Raw genomic sequence first — 16,273 nt, 5'->3', positions numbered from 1 at the left:
CTTTGAAAAACAACAATATTGACGATTCGATTTCCAGGAGAACTCCATGTCAGATTTGCCTATCACGCAAAGATCCGTAATGACCTTATTTTCAGATTCCAAAAGTCCGAGCTCGCACCGCGTGCGTTTGATGGCAAAAGAAAAAGACATCCCGTTGGAAATCATCGAAGTGGATACCTCCGAAGGCATTCCGGAGGATTTGCTGGAACTGAACCCTTACGGCACCTTGCCGACCTTGGTCGACCGTGATTTGGTGTTGTACGATCCGCAAGTCATCGTCGAATATCTGGACGAGCGTTTCCCGCATCCGCCGTTGTTGTCGGTCGATCCGATTTCCAAAGCGCGTGCCCGCCAGATGCTGCGTCAAATCGAACAGGAGTGGTATCAGTTGGCCGACACCATCGCCAACAGCGACGATGAAAAAGAAGTCAAAGCCGCGCGCCGAGATTTGCAGGAGCGTTTGATTCAAATGATTCCGGTGTTCGAACATCAACCGTATTTCATGAGCGAGGAGTATTCCCTGGTGGACGTCAGCTTGGCGGTATTGATGTGGCGTTTGCCGTATTTGGGTATCGATTTGCCGAAGTCCGCCAAGCCGGTGGTCGATTACGCTGAAAAAGTGCTGGCGCGAGAAGAGTTCCCGGATAGCTTGTCCGACGACGAGCTGGATATGCGAGAAGTGGTTTAAGCGAGCGTAACGATGATTTCCAACCGCCCTTATATGATTCGTGCCATGTTCGACTGGATTGTCGATAACGACTGGACGCCACATGTGCAAGTGGATGCCAATTATCCGGGCATCGAAGTGCCGATGGATTTTGCGCAGGACGGCGTCATCGTCTTGAATGTGCATCCCAATGCGATTCGTGAATTACAGTTTGCGAATGACTGGTTCAGTTTCAAAGCGCGATTTCAAGGTGTGGAAAGACGTTTAGGGTTTCCGCCGGAAGCGGTGTTGGCGATTTTTGCGCGTGAAAACGGGCAGGGCATGCCGTTCCCGCCGGAACCCTATCCGGAAGCCACGGATGAGTCGCCGAGTAAGCCGACCATGTCGGCGGTGAAGGATTCCGGTGCGTCTGACGAGGCCTCTCAGAAAACCGCTCAAAAAGCCGACCAAGACGATGAGTCCAAAAAGTCCAAAGCCAAAAAGTCCAAAAAAGGGTCGCACCTATCGGTGGTTAAATAAACGGTTTAAGGTCACTTTACGCAAACGGCTTCAAACATTTCATTTCCGGAAGCGCCCGCATCAACGCGGGCGTTTCTGTTTCCAGAAACAACAATTTCAAATTCGGTCCGGCATCCATGGTGAAATACACCGTTACACCTTCCTGGCGCAACTGCCAGACTCGGTGCATGGCGGCGACCGACTCCGGTTGCCAATACAGAATCGGCGGCCAGGTCGCGATCATGGTGGCGTGCATCGCCAAAGCATTGTTTTCCGCGGTCGCGCCGAGCGTTTGGAAATCCTTGTCCAGAATGGCACGGTGGATTGTCGCTAAATCCTGTTCCGCTTTTTCCGGCCAGGCCTGGTAAAGTTCGCAATGATTGACCGTTTGCTGCATCCCTTGCGTTGAGCCGATTGGCTTGGTGGAGGTGTCGATTTCCAGTAAGCCGATACAGAATTCCGGCCAGGTCTGGTCAATTTTTTCGGCATAACTGTCCAAACCGTCTGCGCGTTCGCCTTTATGCCAAAGGGCAAACCCGTCATACAGCGAACGGCTGGCACTGCCACTGCCCAAACGGGCCAGTAAAGACAGCTCGCGTGGTGCAAGTTGCCATTGAAAACAGTCGTCCAATGCCTTGACTAAGGCCGCGTAACCGGATGCGGAGGATGCCAATCCCGCCGCCGTGGGCACGGTATTCAGTGTCTCGACGTCGAATCCGCCGTTGGCGTCCGGGCGAAAGAAATTCAAAAACCGGCTCAGGCGCTTGACAAAGGGCGCTTCCGGTGCCATTTCCTCATTATTCAAGGTGATTTTGTCGGGACCGGTTTCATGCCAGCTCAAGCGGGTTTCGGTGCCGAGTTCCGGCAAACTGATGGACAGGCTGCCGTTGGTCGGCAGGTTGAGTGCAACATCCCGTTTTCCCCAGTATTTACTGAGTGCGATATTGACCGGGGCTTGCCCGTAACCGGTTTTGACCGGCGTATGGTTTGGGGGGAGGATGTGTTGGATAAAATCAATCGGTGTCATGTGGGTTTCTCAAACGGTTTCGGTCAATGTTTGTAAGCGATTCGGTTCATGTTGTGTCGGGTTGAATTACAACTTCTGGACTTCCAGGCCGCGTGAATCGATGGCAATTGGCAATGGCTCAAAGCCGGTCAGCGGCTCGGCCAGCCGCCCGAACCCTAACGCACAGTCGCCCAAGCCGGAACCGGAAATCTTGCTGGCGGTAATGCCGGGGTCCTGACGCAGGCGAACGATCAAGTCCGATAACACCGGGTCGTTGACGCCCAAAGCATCCATCAATCCCTGATACGTATTCACCAAACGATAAAACTCGGTCGTGTCGTCAGTTTTCAAGGCTTGGTAAGCCGCGTCGGTGGTTTGACCCATCAAGCGGTAAAGCGCGGCCAGCAAATCGGGTTGATGTTGCCAGTCGTCGGCCACTTTTTGCAACACTTTAGCCGTCGGCGTCTTGTAGCCGCAATAGACCAGCGTGAGCGGGAATTCGACGGTCAGCGATTCGGTCTGGCGCTCTTTCGGGTCAAACAGCACCACGCCGCCACTCAAGCTGGCGGCCAAATCGGTACCGGACCCGCGTCCCTGCAATTCGTGTATCAGATGCAGTCCGGTGTCAAAGCGCGCTTTAAAGTCGGGGGTTCGGTCGGTAATCGCATCGAGTCCCCCCAATAAAGCGGCCAACAATGCGGCGGAACTGCCCAGCCCCAGCGTGGATTTGAAGTCGCTTTCGATGGTGAGTGTCAAACCATGCGATAAGGTCGGCTGATAATGGCGCAGGGCGGCGAGCACCCAAGTCAGTTTCGGATGAGGGGCCAGAGTGTCCAAGTCGGTTTCGTGGTCCCCCAGTTCGGAACGAATAAGAATCCGTCGGTCGGTACGGCTTTGCCATTCGATGCGCAGCCGCTGGTTCAGGCCGCAAGCGATGGCCTTTTCTCCGGCCACCACACTGTGTTCACCCATCAGCATGATATTGGCGGGAGCGCTAGTGATGCACTTCACATTGACTCCCGGTTTCATTGAGTTTCAAAGGGTAGTAATCGTAACCGTAAGCCTCGCAGACTTCCGACGGCGCATCCGGACCGATGCAAAGTACAACACCGGCTTGGTCGCCGCTGATACTGCCCGCACCGCAGATTTTGGCCGAGTAGCCGGTCTTGTGCAATGCCTGAATAAAGGTTTTCACTTTGTCCGGCACCACACCGATGTGCTCCAACAACGCTTGATTGTCTCGGATGGCCTGATTCAGGCGTTCGGCATCCGAGGTGTCCCACGCCGACTCCATGTTTGAAGCCACCTGCTTGAAATCCTGCCAGATGGCACTTTGGTGGGTGAAGTGATGGTGGACATGGTTCACCGCTTGCCCGGTCGTGGAACTGGGCTTGCCGGTGTCAATCACCCAGGCATTGAAATTCTGGTGTGTCAGTTGTTGCAACGGCACGCCTTGTTGAAAACGCAATAAACCGCCGCGGAAAACCGTCGTCGGGTCCAATCCGCTGGAGGCGCCATGCTGGCGGGATTCCACCTGCTGGGCCAGTGCCAGAAGGTCGATTTCACTGATGTCGATTTGGTGGTGAACGAATAAGCTGTGCAGCAGACTGATGATAATGGAAGCCGAACTGCCCAGGCCTTTGCCGCTCAGATTGTGCGAACGTAATTTGATTTGCCAATGCCCCGGTTTTAATCGCTGCAGGTTGTGGAATTGCTGTAATGTCAGCAATACCAAGTCCACGGGTTGCTGTAACACCGTTTGGATGGCGAGGGCATTCTTTTCATAGAGCGCATAACGCGATTCGATATGGGTGACACGTTTTTGCCAAGTCAGGTAGGGATACGCCATTTTCTGGTTGAAATCGGTGAGTTCAATCTCCAAAAAAGGCTGGTGGTCGGCCGTTTCCAACGGGTTGAAATCAATCTCGCACACCGTGTCCAGCGCGACGGCCATACACAACGCCGGGGCGCCGAACAAAACCGAGTGTTCGCCGGTCAGAATCAGCTTGGCGGGTGTGGTACAGACTGTCTTCATGTGTGTTCCATTCAGGGTATTGGCCTTATTATAACGAATGCCGCCTGAAAACGAGTTGAGTTTCCTCCGGAACCACTGGAGGGTCTCTTGTGTTGCGGCATTGCATAATCTTTTCACAATGTCCGTCAGCCCCCGAAAAACCTTTGTTTCATCGATAAAATGCCTTAAAGACAACCGCGAATTTCACCCGGGGAATCGGGTGGTCGTTTTACAAGTGAGTAAAAATCTTTAGAATGAAAATCTGTATCTCCTAAATACGTTAGCACGGGACCACAATGTTGGCCGCCCGGCATGTAAACCTCAGTCTTTGACTTAAACAATACTTTGGAGCGAGTATGAAAATGAAAAAACTAACGCAATTGAGTTTGGCCGCCGCCATCGGTGTGTCCGCTGCTTTGCCTGTTCAAGCCGAAGAAATGGCCGTTAATGTCAGCCGTCTGTCGATGGATGTCGCCAATAAAATCGCCATGGCCACGATTGAAGCCTGCCGTGAGAAAGGCATCCCGGTTAGTGTGACCGTTGTCGAGCGTAACGGAATTCCGCAAGCGAAGTTACGTGACACCATGGCACCACCGGTTTCCTGGTCCATCAGTGAGAAAAAAGCCTATACGGCCGTTATGTTTAACGTGAAAGGTTCCCAGCTAAGTGGACGTGCCAACAGTCCGTTGCAAACCATGGGTGAAGGTTTGGCATTCATGGCCGGTTCCGTGCCGATTCAAGCCGGCGGTAAATTGTATGGCGCCGTGGGCGTCAGTGGTGCGCCGGATGGTATGGACGATGAAAAATGCGCCGCAGCCGGTGTGGAAGCGGTACAAATGGATTTAGAAATGATGTAATCACGTCATGATCGTGATTGAAGAAAACCGGCCAGGCCTGGTCGGTTTTGTTTCTCCTTAACCGGCCTTCGGGCCGGTTTTTTTATGCCGATTGAAAAGCGCCTGCACCGGGGATTTTCGACAAATACAAAACCCTGTGATAATTTTGCATTCGAGGCTAGACTTTGTAAGGATTTGACAGTAAAATACGCCACTTCTTTCGGATAGCTGTCTGAGCGGTTGAAGGAGCACGCCTGGAAAGCGTGTATAGGTTAATAGCCTATCGGGGGTTCGAATCCCCCGCTATCCGCCATTATTTTTCCCTTTATTTTCTTACCGACTTGTTCTTTTTCGAGTCATCCCAATATTGCCAATACCAGTAATATCGAACCGGCACTGACCAGTGTGGTGACATAGACCAGTTTTGACGCCAATGGTGCATCGCAGCCGTAACGCGCCGCCAGAACAACGCTTAACAAGGCCGATGGCATGGCCGACTCCAATAAAATCACATCCATTTGCCAAGTCTGCAACGACATGGCCAGAGACGGTAACCAAACCAATAAAGGGCTGATTAGAAGCTTCAGCACAATCGCAACGGCTGCCAAACCTGCCAACGCCTTCAAACCATGAAATTGCAACATCACGCCGATGGTGAGAATCACAAAAAAGGTATTGGCTTGCGCCACCAAATGCAACGCAGCAAACAGTTCTTTGAAAAACGGGCTATCCACCGGTGCCTGAAACTGGCCGTAAGCTAGGCCCGCCAAAATGGACAGGAAAATCGGAGATTTGGCGAAGAGTCCAAGGCTTCGAAGCATTGAGTTGGTCGAGTTGGTTGCCTGGCCGAAGTGAATGGCTACCAAAGTGCCGAGTGTGAATAAGCCGACGCCCACACCCAGTTCGGAAATGAACACGGCTTCGGATAAGGCTTCGACATCATTCGGGAAAAGTTGTTCGACCAGCGCATAACCGAGCAAGGCAGAACTGCCGAAGGCCGATACCAACATCAAACTGCCCAGTTGCGGGCGCGATAATTTGAGGGCTCGTCCCGTCAGCCAGGCGAGTAATAATAGCAAGGTTTCCGCGGCGAATAAGAACAGCACCACCAGCGCATAATCCCACTGCAAATCACGGGCATGGGCGAGCGCATAAAAGATGGTGGCCGGGAGTGTTAAGTGGGTCACGATGCGAGCAAACAAGGGGCCGTCATCGGTTTTCAAAAGGCCGGATGCGCGTAACGCGACCACCAGTGAAATCAAGGCAATCAATACGGCAATGGCGGGAAAAGTGTTTAAAGACGACATGCACAAGCCTTATCGAAGCGGGATATTTTGAATTTTAGCAGAAGTGACGTCTGGACGTGAAAGGGCGTTACACCCGGCTAGAAACGGTTGGGAATCGTTTGAGAGCTGTTTAAGCCGGTTGGATACCCGATTCGTAACGACGGATGTGGTTTTCGATGCCCGCCAAACGGAAAGGCCCTTTGTTGTTGTGCGGGAAGGTGATGTTCTCGACGTCGCTGTCCGTTTGGTGATAGAACGCCAAGTATTGTTGGTAATCCAACGGCTGGCGGGATTCAATTTGTTGGCGATGGCTTTCGGTCATCAAATGTTGTTGGTAGCCCGGTTGGATGATGCCGCTGAAGAATTCCGCCACACAACCGGAACCATAGCTGAAAAAGCCGAAACGTTTACCGGTCAAATCCTGGATGGCGTTATCCAGAAACGAGCAGAAACCGATGAATAAAGAGGCGCTGTAACTGTTACCCACAACGCGGTTGTAAACCTGTCCGGGCGCGGTCTGCTCACGAAAGGTGTCGCTGCTCAGTTTGGCGCCGACTTTTTTAACCAGCGTTTTATGCGCTTTCTCGGTCATACGGGAAAACGGAATGTGGTAACAGAAAGCGTCGAAGTCTTCAAAGTGACGTCCGGTTTCTTCCACGAAATGTTCCCAGGCCTGCTTCAAGCTGTTCAGGTAAACCTTGGTGGAGTATTTGCCGTCCACCAATGCGGTGGTGCGTTTGTTCGGGCGCCAGAAATCCATGACGTCGTCGGTGTAATAACCGGAACCAGGTTCGATGGCGAGAATGCGCGGTTCCGCTTTGACCAGCATGGCCACCGCGCCGCAACCTTGGGTGGCTTCACCGGACGAATCGACATCGTATTTCGCGATGTCGGCGGCGATGACCAGAATGGTTTCTTTCGGGTTGGCCTTGACCATGGTGGTGGCCATTTGCAAGGCTGCGGTGCCGGCGTAGCAGGCGTGCTTGAATTCAACCACGCGGCATCGGTTGGAGAGTTTCAGCAACCCGTGCAAAAAAGCGCCGGCCGATTTGGACTGATCCACCCCGGATTCGGTGGCGAAAAGCACGGCGGTGATGTCGTTGCGGTCGATTTGGTTGATGATCGGTGCCGCCGCTTTGGCGGAGAGGGTCACGATGTCTTCGTCCGGTGGGGCGATGGACATTTGTTCCTGCCCGATACCGATGTGGTATTTGTTGACGTCGGTTCCTTTTTCTTCGGCAAAAGTGTCCAGCCCCAGGGCGTAGTCCGAGGTCGCGAAGTGAATGAGATCAATACCTACTTTCATGCGTTAAAAGGAAATTCCGTTACGGCTCTATCAGTGAATCGTTTAAAAATACATCCGCCAGTGTCGGCGCACCCAGCAGGAATTGCGCGGTACGGAATTCCTGCTTCAATTGTTCTATCGTTGCCAGCGTTGCGGCGGTGGAATCCATGGCCGGTTTCAGTAACGGCGCGGCGACCCCGCAAATTTGGCCGCCCATTATAACCGATTTAATCATGTCGATGCCATTGCGAATTCCGCCACTGGCGATAAAGTGTGCCCGGTCCTGAAACGGGCGAGCTTGCAACAGGGCTTGCGGCGTGGTCAGGCCCCAGTCCTGGAAGGTTTCACCCAGGCTGGCCAACTGGCTGGAATGGGCGCGATGCGACTCGATTCGGCTCCAGGAAGTGCCGCCGCGTCCGGCCAGGTCGAACCACCGAATGCCGGCCGACAAGCCGAGTTCGATGTCTCTGGCGGATAAGCCGCAGCCGACTTCTTTCAAAATGATGGGCACTGGTAAGGCTTCGGCCAGTTGTGCGATTTTATCGGTCAATTGGGCGAAGTTGGTGTTGCCTTCCGGTTGAATGACTTCCTGCAACGGGTTGAGGTGCAGGTAAAGCGCATCCGCTTCCAATACGTCCACCATGCGTTGCGCTTCGTCGAGGCCGAAACCATAGTTCAACTGCACTGCACCCATATTGGCAATCAGCGGGATGGTCGGCGCGTATTGGCGCAGTTCGAAACTGGCGCGGGCTTGTGGGTCCTGAATCATGGCGCGTTGCGAACCGACCGCCATCGCCATGCCGGCGCTTTCGGCGGCTTCGGCCAGACGGCGGTTGATGGCTTGCAGCGTGGCGGCCGCCCCGCCGGTCATGGAGGAAATTAGTAACGGGCTAGACAGAGGCTTGCCGAGAAAGTCGGTGCCGCTGTCGATGTCCGCGAAATCGCATTCCGGCAGGCCACGATGGGTCAGTCGGATGCGTTCGAAGCCCGATTGCCCGCGTTCGATGTCGGCATCCTGCAAAAGAAAATGGATGTGATCCTGCTTGCGCTGTGTGATATTCGAATCGGTCATGGGGGAGCCGTTAATCGGAATCTGCTTGGCGTTCGAGTTTCAAATGGGCGGCCATCAATTCGCCGGGATTGGTTTGCGCCGCCAGCAATGACAGTTCGCCGCATAAAGCGGTGGCGCCGGCGATGCAGGCCAGGCGACGGGCATTTTGACCAGGCCTGGCGGTTTTGTCGTCACAACCGAGTTGCTTGAGGTTGTCCAAAACGAAGTCCAGGCCTTTGCCGTTACCGACGGTGCCGACAATCAGATTCGGTAATGTGGTGGAAAAATATAAGTCGCCGTCCGGCGTGACTTCGGCGTGGTTGATGGCTTGCGAGCCTTCGACGATATTGGCGGCATCCTGGCCGGTGGCGAGGTAAAAGCCGAGCAGCATATTCGCCACATGGGCGTTGGCACTGCGCAAGCCGCCGGAAACGATGCTGCCGATCAGGTCTTTTTTGATGTGCAAATCCACCAGCGCTTCGGGGGTGGTTTTCAGAAAACGCTGACAGAGTTTGCGCGGGATGGTGGTTTCGCACACCACGTTTTTACCACGCCCCAGAATGCCGTTGACGGCGGAGACTTTCTTGTCCGTGCAGTAATTGGCCGAAATGGAGACGTAATCCAGTTCCGGATACTGTTGCAGAATCCACGGAATCAGACGGTCGGCGGCATTGGTGACCATGTTGTGGCCGGAGGCGTCGCCGGTATGGAATTCCAAACGTAAATAAATCAGTTTGCCGACAATCTGCACGTGGGTGTCCAGCAGTTTCGCGAAGCGGCTGGATTCCGATACCACGGCTTGCAAGTCGTCCTGGCGTTGTTGCAGGGCGCGGGTGTCGCGCAGGGCGATTTCGGCATTCGGCGCTTCCAGCAGGACCGAGCGGGTCATGCGCTCGTCGATGACGGTGACGCGAATGCCGCCGGCATGATGAGTGACGCGGGCGCCACGAGCCACCGACGGCCAAAGCGGCGATTCATAGGTCGCCATAGGCACCATCAGGTCGTCGGTGTCCACCTCGCCGATGAGTTTGAACGGGCCGACCGATTGCATGGGAATCTGTGCAAAGTGCATGGCGGTTTTGTCGGATGATTCATTTTTCATATTGGGGTATTATATGCGAACTGAAGCAATGATTGATTGAAAAAATGGTGGTCGCTTTTGGGGTTCGGGCATTGCAATCGAACCGGAGCGACCATCGAAATGAAAAGGAAAGTAAAAATGGCATTAGCGACCGCGAGACACATTCTTGTCGATACCGAAGAGAAAGCGTTGGCGTTGAAAAAACAAATTGAAGAGGGTGCGGATTTCGCCGATGTGGCGCGTGAAAATTCTCAGTGTCCATCCAGCCGTAGCGGCGGGGATTTGGGACAATTCGGACCGGGCATGATGGTACCGGAATTCGATAAGGTCTGTTTTTCGGCCGAGGTCGGCTCTTTGGAAGGGCCAATCAAGACCCAATTCGGCTATCACTTGGTGGAAGTGACGGACAGAACCGAATAAACCACCCGGTTTGATTCACCTTCAAAAACGGCCAGACCTGGCCGTTTTTTATTTTGTGCGGTTGCTAATTTCTTAGCCTTCGCCTTCGCGACGTTGACCGCAGAAGAAACCTAACCCGACGCTTGGGGACTGGAAGGTGATGACGCTGCCTTTCGGGAAATGAAAGACATCCCCGACTCGGGCATGGACTTCTTGACCGGTTTCGTCGGAAATGATCATCTCGCCTTCGACGATGATTTTCATTTCATGATAAGTGTAGGTGTACACCAACGGCTCATCGGATTTTTCGATCTTGAAAAATCCGCCGACAATGGTCTTGTCCGGGTCTTCGGAAACCACCAAATCCGTCAGGAAGGCATTGCAGTTATTAACGCCCATGCTCGGGATTTCGGTACGTTTCGTCGCTTGTGGGTAATGTGTCATCGCCATGACGTTCTCCTTTACTACTTTTTGAGTGCGTGATAAAAATCGCCCGACGCTGCCGCCGAGCGGGTAAACAATGATTCGTGTGTATCAGTTTTCCAAATCGAACTGTTTCAGCCAGTCCAACAGGATGGGGTGATAGCGTGTTAAGCCTTTGTATTCAATCAACTCTTCCGGCAGGGTTTTCATGACGCGGTGCATGCGTTTGGCCCATTCCGGGTTGGTGACCAGGTCGTTCATGCTGATCAGATAAGTGCGGATGCTGAACATCAGCGCATTGCTTCGCGGCATGCGATCCAACACCTGAAGTTCGACACGCAGATAGACCTTTTCGCCGACGTTTTCCGGGGTGACGCTGTCGCGGTCGGTGCCCCAGTTCGGATAGGTTTCCGGTGAGGTGTCCATGCGGGCGTTGATGGTCAACGTCCAGTTCAAACGACGCACCGGTTGGTCGACCGGGATGGCGGTCAGGTATTTCAGGGCCCGTTCGAAAATGCCGGCTTCATGCGCCAAAGGGACTGGACCATGCCATTGCGAAAAGCTCATACCAGCGTCGAACGCCAGCGACCAATCCGCCGGGCAGGTGATGATGCCCGCGTCCATAAACAGGTCGTTGTCCCGTTGGTCGAGCAGGGCGATATCGCCTTGCACCTGACAGCCCATGTACTCCATCGGGGGTTGGGGCAGCGTGCGGCTGTCGCCGAAGGTGAAGGTGTCCTTGATGCCGAGTAGTTTGTTTTCCCATGTCCAATGTTCTCCATCTTTTTCTAATGTGAAATAATTCGGATAATCCTGCGACATGGTCGTCATGGCGCGGTCGATGAAATCCCAGCAGGCGAGGTCCATGTGGTCCATGGCCAAACAGCGTTTCGGGTTTTCGGCCAGAACCTGTTTGCGTTCCGCCATTTCCGACAGATAGTGTTCGTCGATGTCGAACAGGTGTTCGTAGACCGACCCTTCCGGTCCGGGCAGGGTGTGGGGTTCGATATTGACCGAATACATGTATTCGTCTTCCGGAAACGGGAACGGAAAGCGTTTGATGGCTTCGTCACTGTTGGTGTAGGTGAAGTCGTCTCGGAAAGTTTGTACGGGTTTTGGGGCTAATCTCATCGTCAATTTCCTTTGATTAAATGTCTAGGTGTAACCGGCTGGACTTGGCGCGAGACACGCAAGGCATAATGCAGCGGTTGCCGGACTTTTCTTTTTCGGATAGGAACTCATCCCGATGTTCGATATCACCATCCAATACCGGGCTCATGCACTGGCCGCAAACGCCGCCACGGCACAGGTTCGGTATCTCAACTTCGTTGGCCTCCAGAGCTTCCAGAAGCGATTGGTCTTCCGGCACATAAATGGTTTTACCGGATTTCTTCAATTCCGCCACAAAGGGTTTGCCGGGTTTGGGCGCGGCAAAGGCTTCGTAATGGATGTGGGACGCCGGCCAGCCGGTTTGTTGGCCGCGGTAACGCACTGTGTCGATCAACGATTCCGGCCCGCAGATGTAAAGGTGCGTGCCTTGCGGGCAATGGGCCATGATGTCGGCGATTTCCGCCCGGCTGGAGGTGATGGAGTCGTAGGTGTGCAAACGCTCGCCGATCAGGTTGCGGAGCGCTTCCACATAAGCGCCAGTCTGGGTGCTGCGATACATGTAGTGCAGTTCGAAGTCCGCGCCGCGGCGCAGCATTTCCGGGATGTACGACATAAAGGGTGTGATGCCGACGCCCCCGGCGAAGAACACGTGTTTCTTGGCACGCCAGTCCGGCGAAAACAGGTTGTTCGGCGGTGTAATCGTCAATTCGTCGCCTTCGTGCACTTCCTGATGCATGAAATCGGAACCGCCACGCGATTCGGGTTGTAAGCGAACCGCTATGCGGTATTGGCGGTTATCCATCGGGTCGCTCAATAAAGAGTAAGCGTTGCGGATGGTTTTGCTGTCGGCCTGCATTTCCACCACGATGTGGGAACCGGGTGAAAAGGGAAAGAATTCACCGTCAACCGGTGTCAAGGTGAATTCCTTGATGGTCGGCGCCACTTTACGGATGGCGCTGACATGGACTTTCATAGCGGCACTCATTAGCTCAACTCCTCTGTTTCGGGAATGTCGTTCGGGTCTTCCGCATTGATGATGACGCCGACATAGGCCGCATGGATGCGGGAGAAATGGTCACGCACCAACAATAGGCGACCGCAGCCCGGGCATTCGTAAGGCGAATGGGTCACGCCCTCGGTGAGGGTGTAGCAATGGGTGCAGAACAGCCGTCTCTGGTTGGTGACGGGTTCGAACATCTTCACCTGTTCCGAAGCGAGTCCGGCCCGGGTGGCGAGGTTGTGGATGTCCCACAAAAAAGATTCGTTTTGCCCGGCCACATAGATGTGGCTGGAAATCGGCAGGTCGGCGAACTGTTCGCCGAACACCGTGTCGATGCCGTCCTGCGAAACGAAACGACTGTTGTCGGGCAGGCTTTCTTGAGTGTCGTCGCCGACAATCCAGCAACTTTTATCACTCGGGCAGGCCTGGTAGATTTTCGCCAATTTGTCGAAGCTGCCGGTTTGCGCGATGAACAGATGTTTTTGCACGGACGGGTCGATGCCGATGTCTTCATAGACCGGCCGACTTTTGATACTGGGAACGGGTTGCATAAACGCCTCCTGATGTCTGACCGGGTTCATTGGTTGGATGCGAGTTTTTCGTCCTGTGGGCCGTCCGCGAGATACGCTTCAAGCGAATCGTCCAGCGCATCAATCCACGGCGTGTGATGTTTCGGCGACATGGTGCCGGTCATCAAAGAGCGGTAGGAATGATCGCGGAAGGTCATGATGTTTTCCTTCTTGTGGTGTTTCCACTCCAGGAAGGTCTGGTTGACGGCCGGAATATCGAAAGACGGATAATCGGTGGCGTCGATCAGTTCCTGAATGTAATCGCCTTGGAAGGTGTACATTTCTTCCGCGGTTTCCAGCTTCAATTCCTTTTCCCGCCAGGCCTGGGAGTTTTGGGTCATTTCCGCTTTGCTCGGCAATGGAATGCGCCCGAGAATGATGTCGCGGACATACCAGGCCTGGGCATCGAACATATTGAAGGTGTACCACTGGTCTTGCATACCGAGATAGAAGAACTTCGGATTATCTTCCCAGACCACGCCTTTATAGAGGTCAAGCGGCCAAAGTCGGTTGTCCGTCACCAAACGCAGGGAGTCCGGCAGATATGGGAAGTGGTGTAAATAGCCGGTGCACAGGATGATGGCATCGATTTTTTTGGAACTGCCGTCGGCGAAATAGGCGCGGTGGGTGTCGACGCGCTCCAAAAGCGGTCTTTCCTCCCAGTTTTCCGGCCACTTATAGCCCATCGGTGCCGATCGGAAGCAGGTGGTGATGCTTTTGGCGCCGTATTTATAACATTGCGATCCGATGTCTTCCGCCGAGTAACTGGCGCCTACCAATAAAATATCTTTGTCTTTGAATTCCAAGGCGTCGCGGAAATCGTGGGCGTGCAGGATACGGCCGCCGAAGGTCTGGAAGCCTTCAAATTCAGGCACTTTCGGTGTGGAAAAGTGACCGGAGGCGGAAATCACATAGTCGAATTCTTCGGAATAGATTTTGTCTTCATTGTGGTCTTGAACCGTGACGGTGAAGGTTTCGGAGGCGTCATCGTATGAAACGTTGCGGACCACGGTGTTGAAACGGATGTAATCCCGGACACCGGCTTTTTCGACCCGGCCTTTAATGTAATCCCACAACACTTCACGCGGTGGGTAGGAGGCGATGGGCTTGCCGAAATGCTCGTCGAAGGTGTAATCCGCGAACTCCAAACATTCCTTCGGGCCGTTTGACCATAGATAACGATACATACTGCAATGCACCGGCTCGCCGTTTTCGTCCAGCCCGGTGCGCCAGGTGTAATTCCACAAACCGCCCCAATCGCTTTGTTTCTCAAAACAAACCAGTTCCGGAATGTCCGCGCCTTTGGATTGGGCGGATTGGAAAGCTCTCAATTGTGCCAGCCCGCTAGGCCCGGCGCCGATAATCGCGACACGTTTTGTCATGGTGATGTCTCCTAATGAAACCTAATAAAATAAGTGTGGTAATGAAACGACGTTTCTTTTAAAGAAAAAAAGTTTCTTTGTTTCGTTAGGAGATAAGTTAATGGATTTAACCGGAGTTCGGTATTCCTAAGAGTTAGTAACTCTAAAAGGGTAACGGGGTAGTGCGAGTGGGGTAGGTGATGTGTTAAAGCACGCTGTCCAAGGCGAAAATCACGCCTTCGATGCCGAGAATGGAACCGGTATCGGAATAAATGGCACAGCCTTTTTCGTACACTTGGCGGGTATGACCGTCCGCGTGGCGCAAACGGTAGGCAATTTCAAAACAACGGTTGTCCTGTATGGCTTTTTGGACATTGCACCAGACGTCTTCCTGGTCGTCGTCGTGAATCAGCGAACCGTAAGACAGTTCGGCATTGTTAATCATCTTTTCCGGCGTGTAACCGGTCAGCTCCCGGCAACCATCGCTGACAAACTCCATGGTCCAGTGGATGTTGTTGCGGGAGCGATAAATCATCGCGGGCACCCGGTCGACTAAACGGTTCAGGCTGCGGTAACGGGCTTCCTTTATTTGGTCGGAACGGATTTGCGGGGTGATGTCGCACAAAGTGGCGCTTAATGGGTAAGGCCGGTCGGGCAATAGCGGTTGCACCCGTATTTCGCACCAATGCACCACATCCTCCTTATCGAGAATGCGTAGCCATAATAATTGGCTGTCGCAGGCCTGGTGAAATTTCTGGAAAGCGATTTGCCAGTTGACGCGATCTTCCGGGTGGATGAATTGGGTGAAGGGTTGGTACTGACAGTCGGCGGAAGCGTGTCCCGTCAATTGTGACCAATGGCGGTTGGCGTACTGCAACCGATTGTGTTTTTCGATGACGATGACGGCGTCGTTGAGGCTGTCGATCAGCGTCTCCAGATTCAAACTTTGGGGGCTTCGCAGCCAATCGGCCGCGCTTTGCAGCCAGGCGGTCATGACGATTCGTCCGTTTGCGACGCTTTCAGGCGATGATTCCAGGCCGCAAGCTCCAACCGGGAATGCAGGTCGAGTTTGCGCAGCAGATTTTTAACGTAGACTTTGACCGTACCGTCGCTGATGCCGAGTTCGCGGGCAATCAGCTTGTTGCTGAGGCCTTTTGAAATCAATTCCAGCGTTTGGCGTTCGCGTTCGGTCAGTTCGTTGAGAATGTCCTCGTGGTTTTCCGGTTCGCGTTGCGTGGGCGCCGGTTGGCCTTGGGTGCGAATGCCTTGGGCCAGCAAGGTCACGGCGGATTCGTCGATGGCGATTTTTCCGGCCAGCACCGCCGACAGGTGGTCGAGAATCTGCTCGGAGTCGGTGTCTTTCAGCAGATATCCGTCGGCACCGATGCTGATGGCTTCCATCAGGCTTTGACTATCCATCGACACCGTCAGCATGACGATTTTGGTGTCGGTCAGTTGCGGGCGAAGGGCTTTCAGTGCTTCGATGCCGCTCATGTCGGGCATCTGCAAATCCAGCAGCAATAAGTCCGGCGGTATCTCCGGCATGTCTTCAATCAAGTCCAATGCCGATCCGTAGGATTGCATGACGTCAAAACGGTCGCTTTCATTCAGCAGTTCAACGACGCCACGTCGGAATAAAGGGTGGTCGTCGACGACGATAGCATTCGCTGTCGTAGGGGATTTCATG

18 protein-coding genes and 1 tRNA gene are annotated in these 16,273 nt (G+C 53.8%); 5 read left to right on the top strand and 14 right to left on the bottom strand.

What is annotated here, in order from left to right; all coding sequences use genetic code 11:
• Positions 1-46: 46 nt before the first annotated feature.
• Both EPV75_RS09335 and EPV75_RS09330 read left to right on the top strand, forming a co-directional pair.
• Positions 47-688, top strand: a complete 642-nt coding sequence (locus EPV75_RS09335; protein ID WP_029938663.1) for a glutathione S-transferase N-terminal domain-containing protein — start codon at positions 47-49, stop codon at positions 686-688.
• 12 nt (positions 689-700) lie between these two features.
• Positions 701-1,186 (top strand): ClpXP protease specificity-enhancing factor, encoded by a 486-nt coding sequence (locus EPV75_RS09330; RefSeq protein WP_128385205.1) that lies wholly within the window; start codon positions 701-703, stop codon positions 1,184-1,186.
• Between the two features lie 16 nt (positions 1,187-1,202).
• On the opposite strand, the gene mvaD is transcribed toward EPV75_RS09330, so the two are convergent.
• The 3 genes from mvaD to EPV75_RS09315 all read right to left on the bottom strand — a co-directional run bounded on the left by mvaD (position 1,203) and on the right by EPV75_RS09315 (position 4,206).
• Positions 1,203-2,192, bottom strand: coding sequence for a diphosphomevalonate decarboxylase (gene mvaD, locus EPV75_RS09325; protein WP_128385204.1), 990 nt, complete (start codon positions 2,190-2,192; stop codon positions 1,203-1,205).
• 66 nt (positions 2,193-2,258) lie between these two features.
• Positions 2,259-3,182: a mevalonate kinase family protein gene (locus EPV75_RS09320; protein ID WP_192893981.1), complete on the bottom strand. Its 924-nt coding sequence runs from the start codon at positions 3,180-3,182 to the stop codon at positions 2,259-2,261.
• Complete coding sequence (locus tag EPV75_RS09315; protein WP_128385202.1) at positions 3,166-4,206, bottom strand: mevalonate kinase family protein; 1,041 nt, start codon at positions 4,204-4,206, stop codon at positions 3,166-3,168. Before EPV75_RS09315 ends, EPV75_RS09320 begins: the two co-directional genes overlap by 17 nt.
• Before the next feature lie 335 nt (positions 4,207-4,541).
• Here EPV75_RS09315 and EPV75_RS09310 point away from each other — a divergent pair, with 335 nt between their 5' ends.
• Both EPV75_RS09310 and EPV75_RS09305 read left to right on the top strand, forming a co-directional pair.
• Positions 4,542-5,042, top strand: a complete 501-nt coding sequence (locus tag EPV75_RS09310) for a GlcG/HbpS family heme-binding protein (protein WP_038151688.1) — start codon at positions 4,542-4,544, stop codon at positions 5,040-5,042.
• A gap of 201 nt (positions 5,043-5,243) precedes the next feature.
• A tRNA-Ser gene (locus EPV75_RS09305) sits at positions 5,244-5,334 on the top strand.
• A 43-nt stretch (positions 5,335-5,377) separates the two neighbouring features.
• Here the strand turns inward: EPV75_RS09305 and EPV75_RS09300 are convergent.
• From EPV75_RS09300 to EPV75_RS09285, 4 genes are all read right to left on the bottom strand, one after another.
• Positions 5,378-6,328, bottom strand: a complete 951-nt coding sequence (locus EPV75_RS09300) for an AEC family transporter (RefSeq protein WP_128385201.1) — start codon at positions 6,326-6,328, stop codon at positions 5,378-5,380.
• A 109-nt stretch (positions 6,329-6,437) separates the two neighbouring features.
• Positions 6,438-7,613 carry a hydroxymethylglutaryl-CoA synthase gene (locus EPV75_RS09295; RefSeq protein ID WP_128385200.1) on the bottom strand — a complete coding sequence of 392 codons (1,176 nt, stop codon included), beginning with the start codon at positions 7,611-7,613 and terminating at the stop codon, positions 6,438-6,440.
• Positions 7,614-7,632: 19 nt separating this feature from the next.
• Positions 7,633-8,664 carry a type 2 isopentenyl-diphosphate Delta-isomerase gene (fni, locus tag EPV75_RS09290; RefSeq protein ID WP_128385199.1) on the bottom strand — a complete coding sequence of 344 codons (1,032 nt, stop codon included), beginning with the start codon at positions 8,662-8,664 and terminating at the stop codon, positions 7,633-7,635.
• Between the two features lie 10 nt (positions 8,665-8,674).
• Entirely contained in the window at positions 8,675-9,745 is a 1,071-nt protein-coding gene (locus EPV75_RS09285) for a hydroxymethylglutaryl-CoA reductase (protein WP_128385198.1), read from the bottom strand.
• 117 nt (positions 9,746-9,862) lie between these two features.
• On the opposite strand from EPV75_RS09285, the gene EPV75_RS09280 reads away from it, so the two are divergent.
• Positions 9,863-10,144, top strand: a complete 282-nt coding sequence (locus tag EPV75_RS09280; protein WP_029938637.1) for a peptidylprolyl isomerase — start codon at positions 9,863-9,865, stop codon at positions 10,142-10,144.
• A 72-nt stretch (positions 10,145-10,216) separates the two neighbouring features.
• On the opposite strand, the gene EPV75_RS09275 is transcribed toward EPV75_RS09280, so the two are convergent.
• The 7 genes from EPV75_RS09275 to EPV75_RS09245 all read right to left on the bottom strand — a co-directional run bounded on the left by EPV75_RS09275 (position 10,217) and on the right by EPV75_RS09245 (position 16,272).
• Complete coding sequence (locus EPV75_RS09275) at positions 10,217-10,573, bottom strand: cupin domain-containing protein (RefSeq protein ID WP_128385197.1); 357 nt, start codon at positions 10,571-10,573, stop codon at positions 10,217-10,219.
• 84 nt (positions 10,574-10,657) lie between these two features.
• Positions 10,658-11,677: a heme-dependent oxidative N-demethylase family protein gene (locus EPV75_RS09270; protein WP_128385196.1), complete on the bottom strand. Its 1,020-nt coding sequence runs from the start codon at positions 11,675-11,677 to the stop codon at positions 10,658-10,660.
• Between the two features lie 16 nt (positions 11,678-11,693).
• Positions 11,694-12,641: a PDR/VanB family oxidoreductase gene (locus EPV75_RS09265; protein ID WP_128385195.1), complete on the bottom strand. Its 948-nt coding sequence runs from the start codon at positions 12,639-12,641 to the stop codon at positions 11,694-11,696.
• A complete protein-coding gene (locus EPV75_RS09260; RefSeq protein ID WP_128385194.1) occupies positions 12,641-13,207 on the bottom strand; it encodes a dimethylamine monooxygenase subunit DmmA family protein in 567 nt (188 codons plus the stop codon). Before EPV75_RS09260 ends, EPV75_RS09265 begins: the two co-directional genes overlap by 1 nt.
• Before the next feature lie 26 nt (positions 13,208-13,233).
• Positions 13,234-14,607 (bottom strand): NAD(P)-binding domain-containing protein, encoded by a 1,374-nt coding sequence (locus tag EPV75_RS09255; protein WP_128385193.1) that lies wholly within the window; start codon positions 14,605-14,607, stop codon positions 13,234-13,236.
• Positions 14,608-14,791: 184 nt separating this feature from the next.
• The gene (locus tag EPV75_RS09250) at positions 14,792-15,580 is read right to left on the bottom strand and encodes a PAS domain-containing protein (RefSeq protein ID WP_128385192.1); all 789 of its coding nucleotides are present in this window, start codon (positions 15,578-15,580) and stop codon (positions 14,792-14,794) included.
• A complete protein-coding gene (locus tag EPV75_RS09245; protein ID WP_128385191.1) occupies positions 15,577-16,272 on the bottom strand; it encodes a response regulator in 696 nt (231 codons plus the stop codon). The genes EPV75_RS09250 and EPV75_RS09245 overlap by 4 nt, the downstream gene beginning before the upstream one ends.
• Position 16,273: the final 1 nt, after the last annotated feature.

The organism is Hydrogenovibrio thermophilus (genome assembly GCF_004028275.1).
In the GTDB taxonomy this organism is placed as follows: Bacteria; Pseudomonadota; Gammaproteobacteria; order Thiomicrospirales; family Thiomicrospiraceae; genus Hydrogenovibrio; species Hydrogenovibrio thermophilus.
This window is presented reverse-complemented; position numbering and strand designations above follow the sequence as displayed.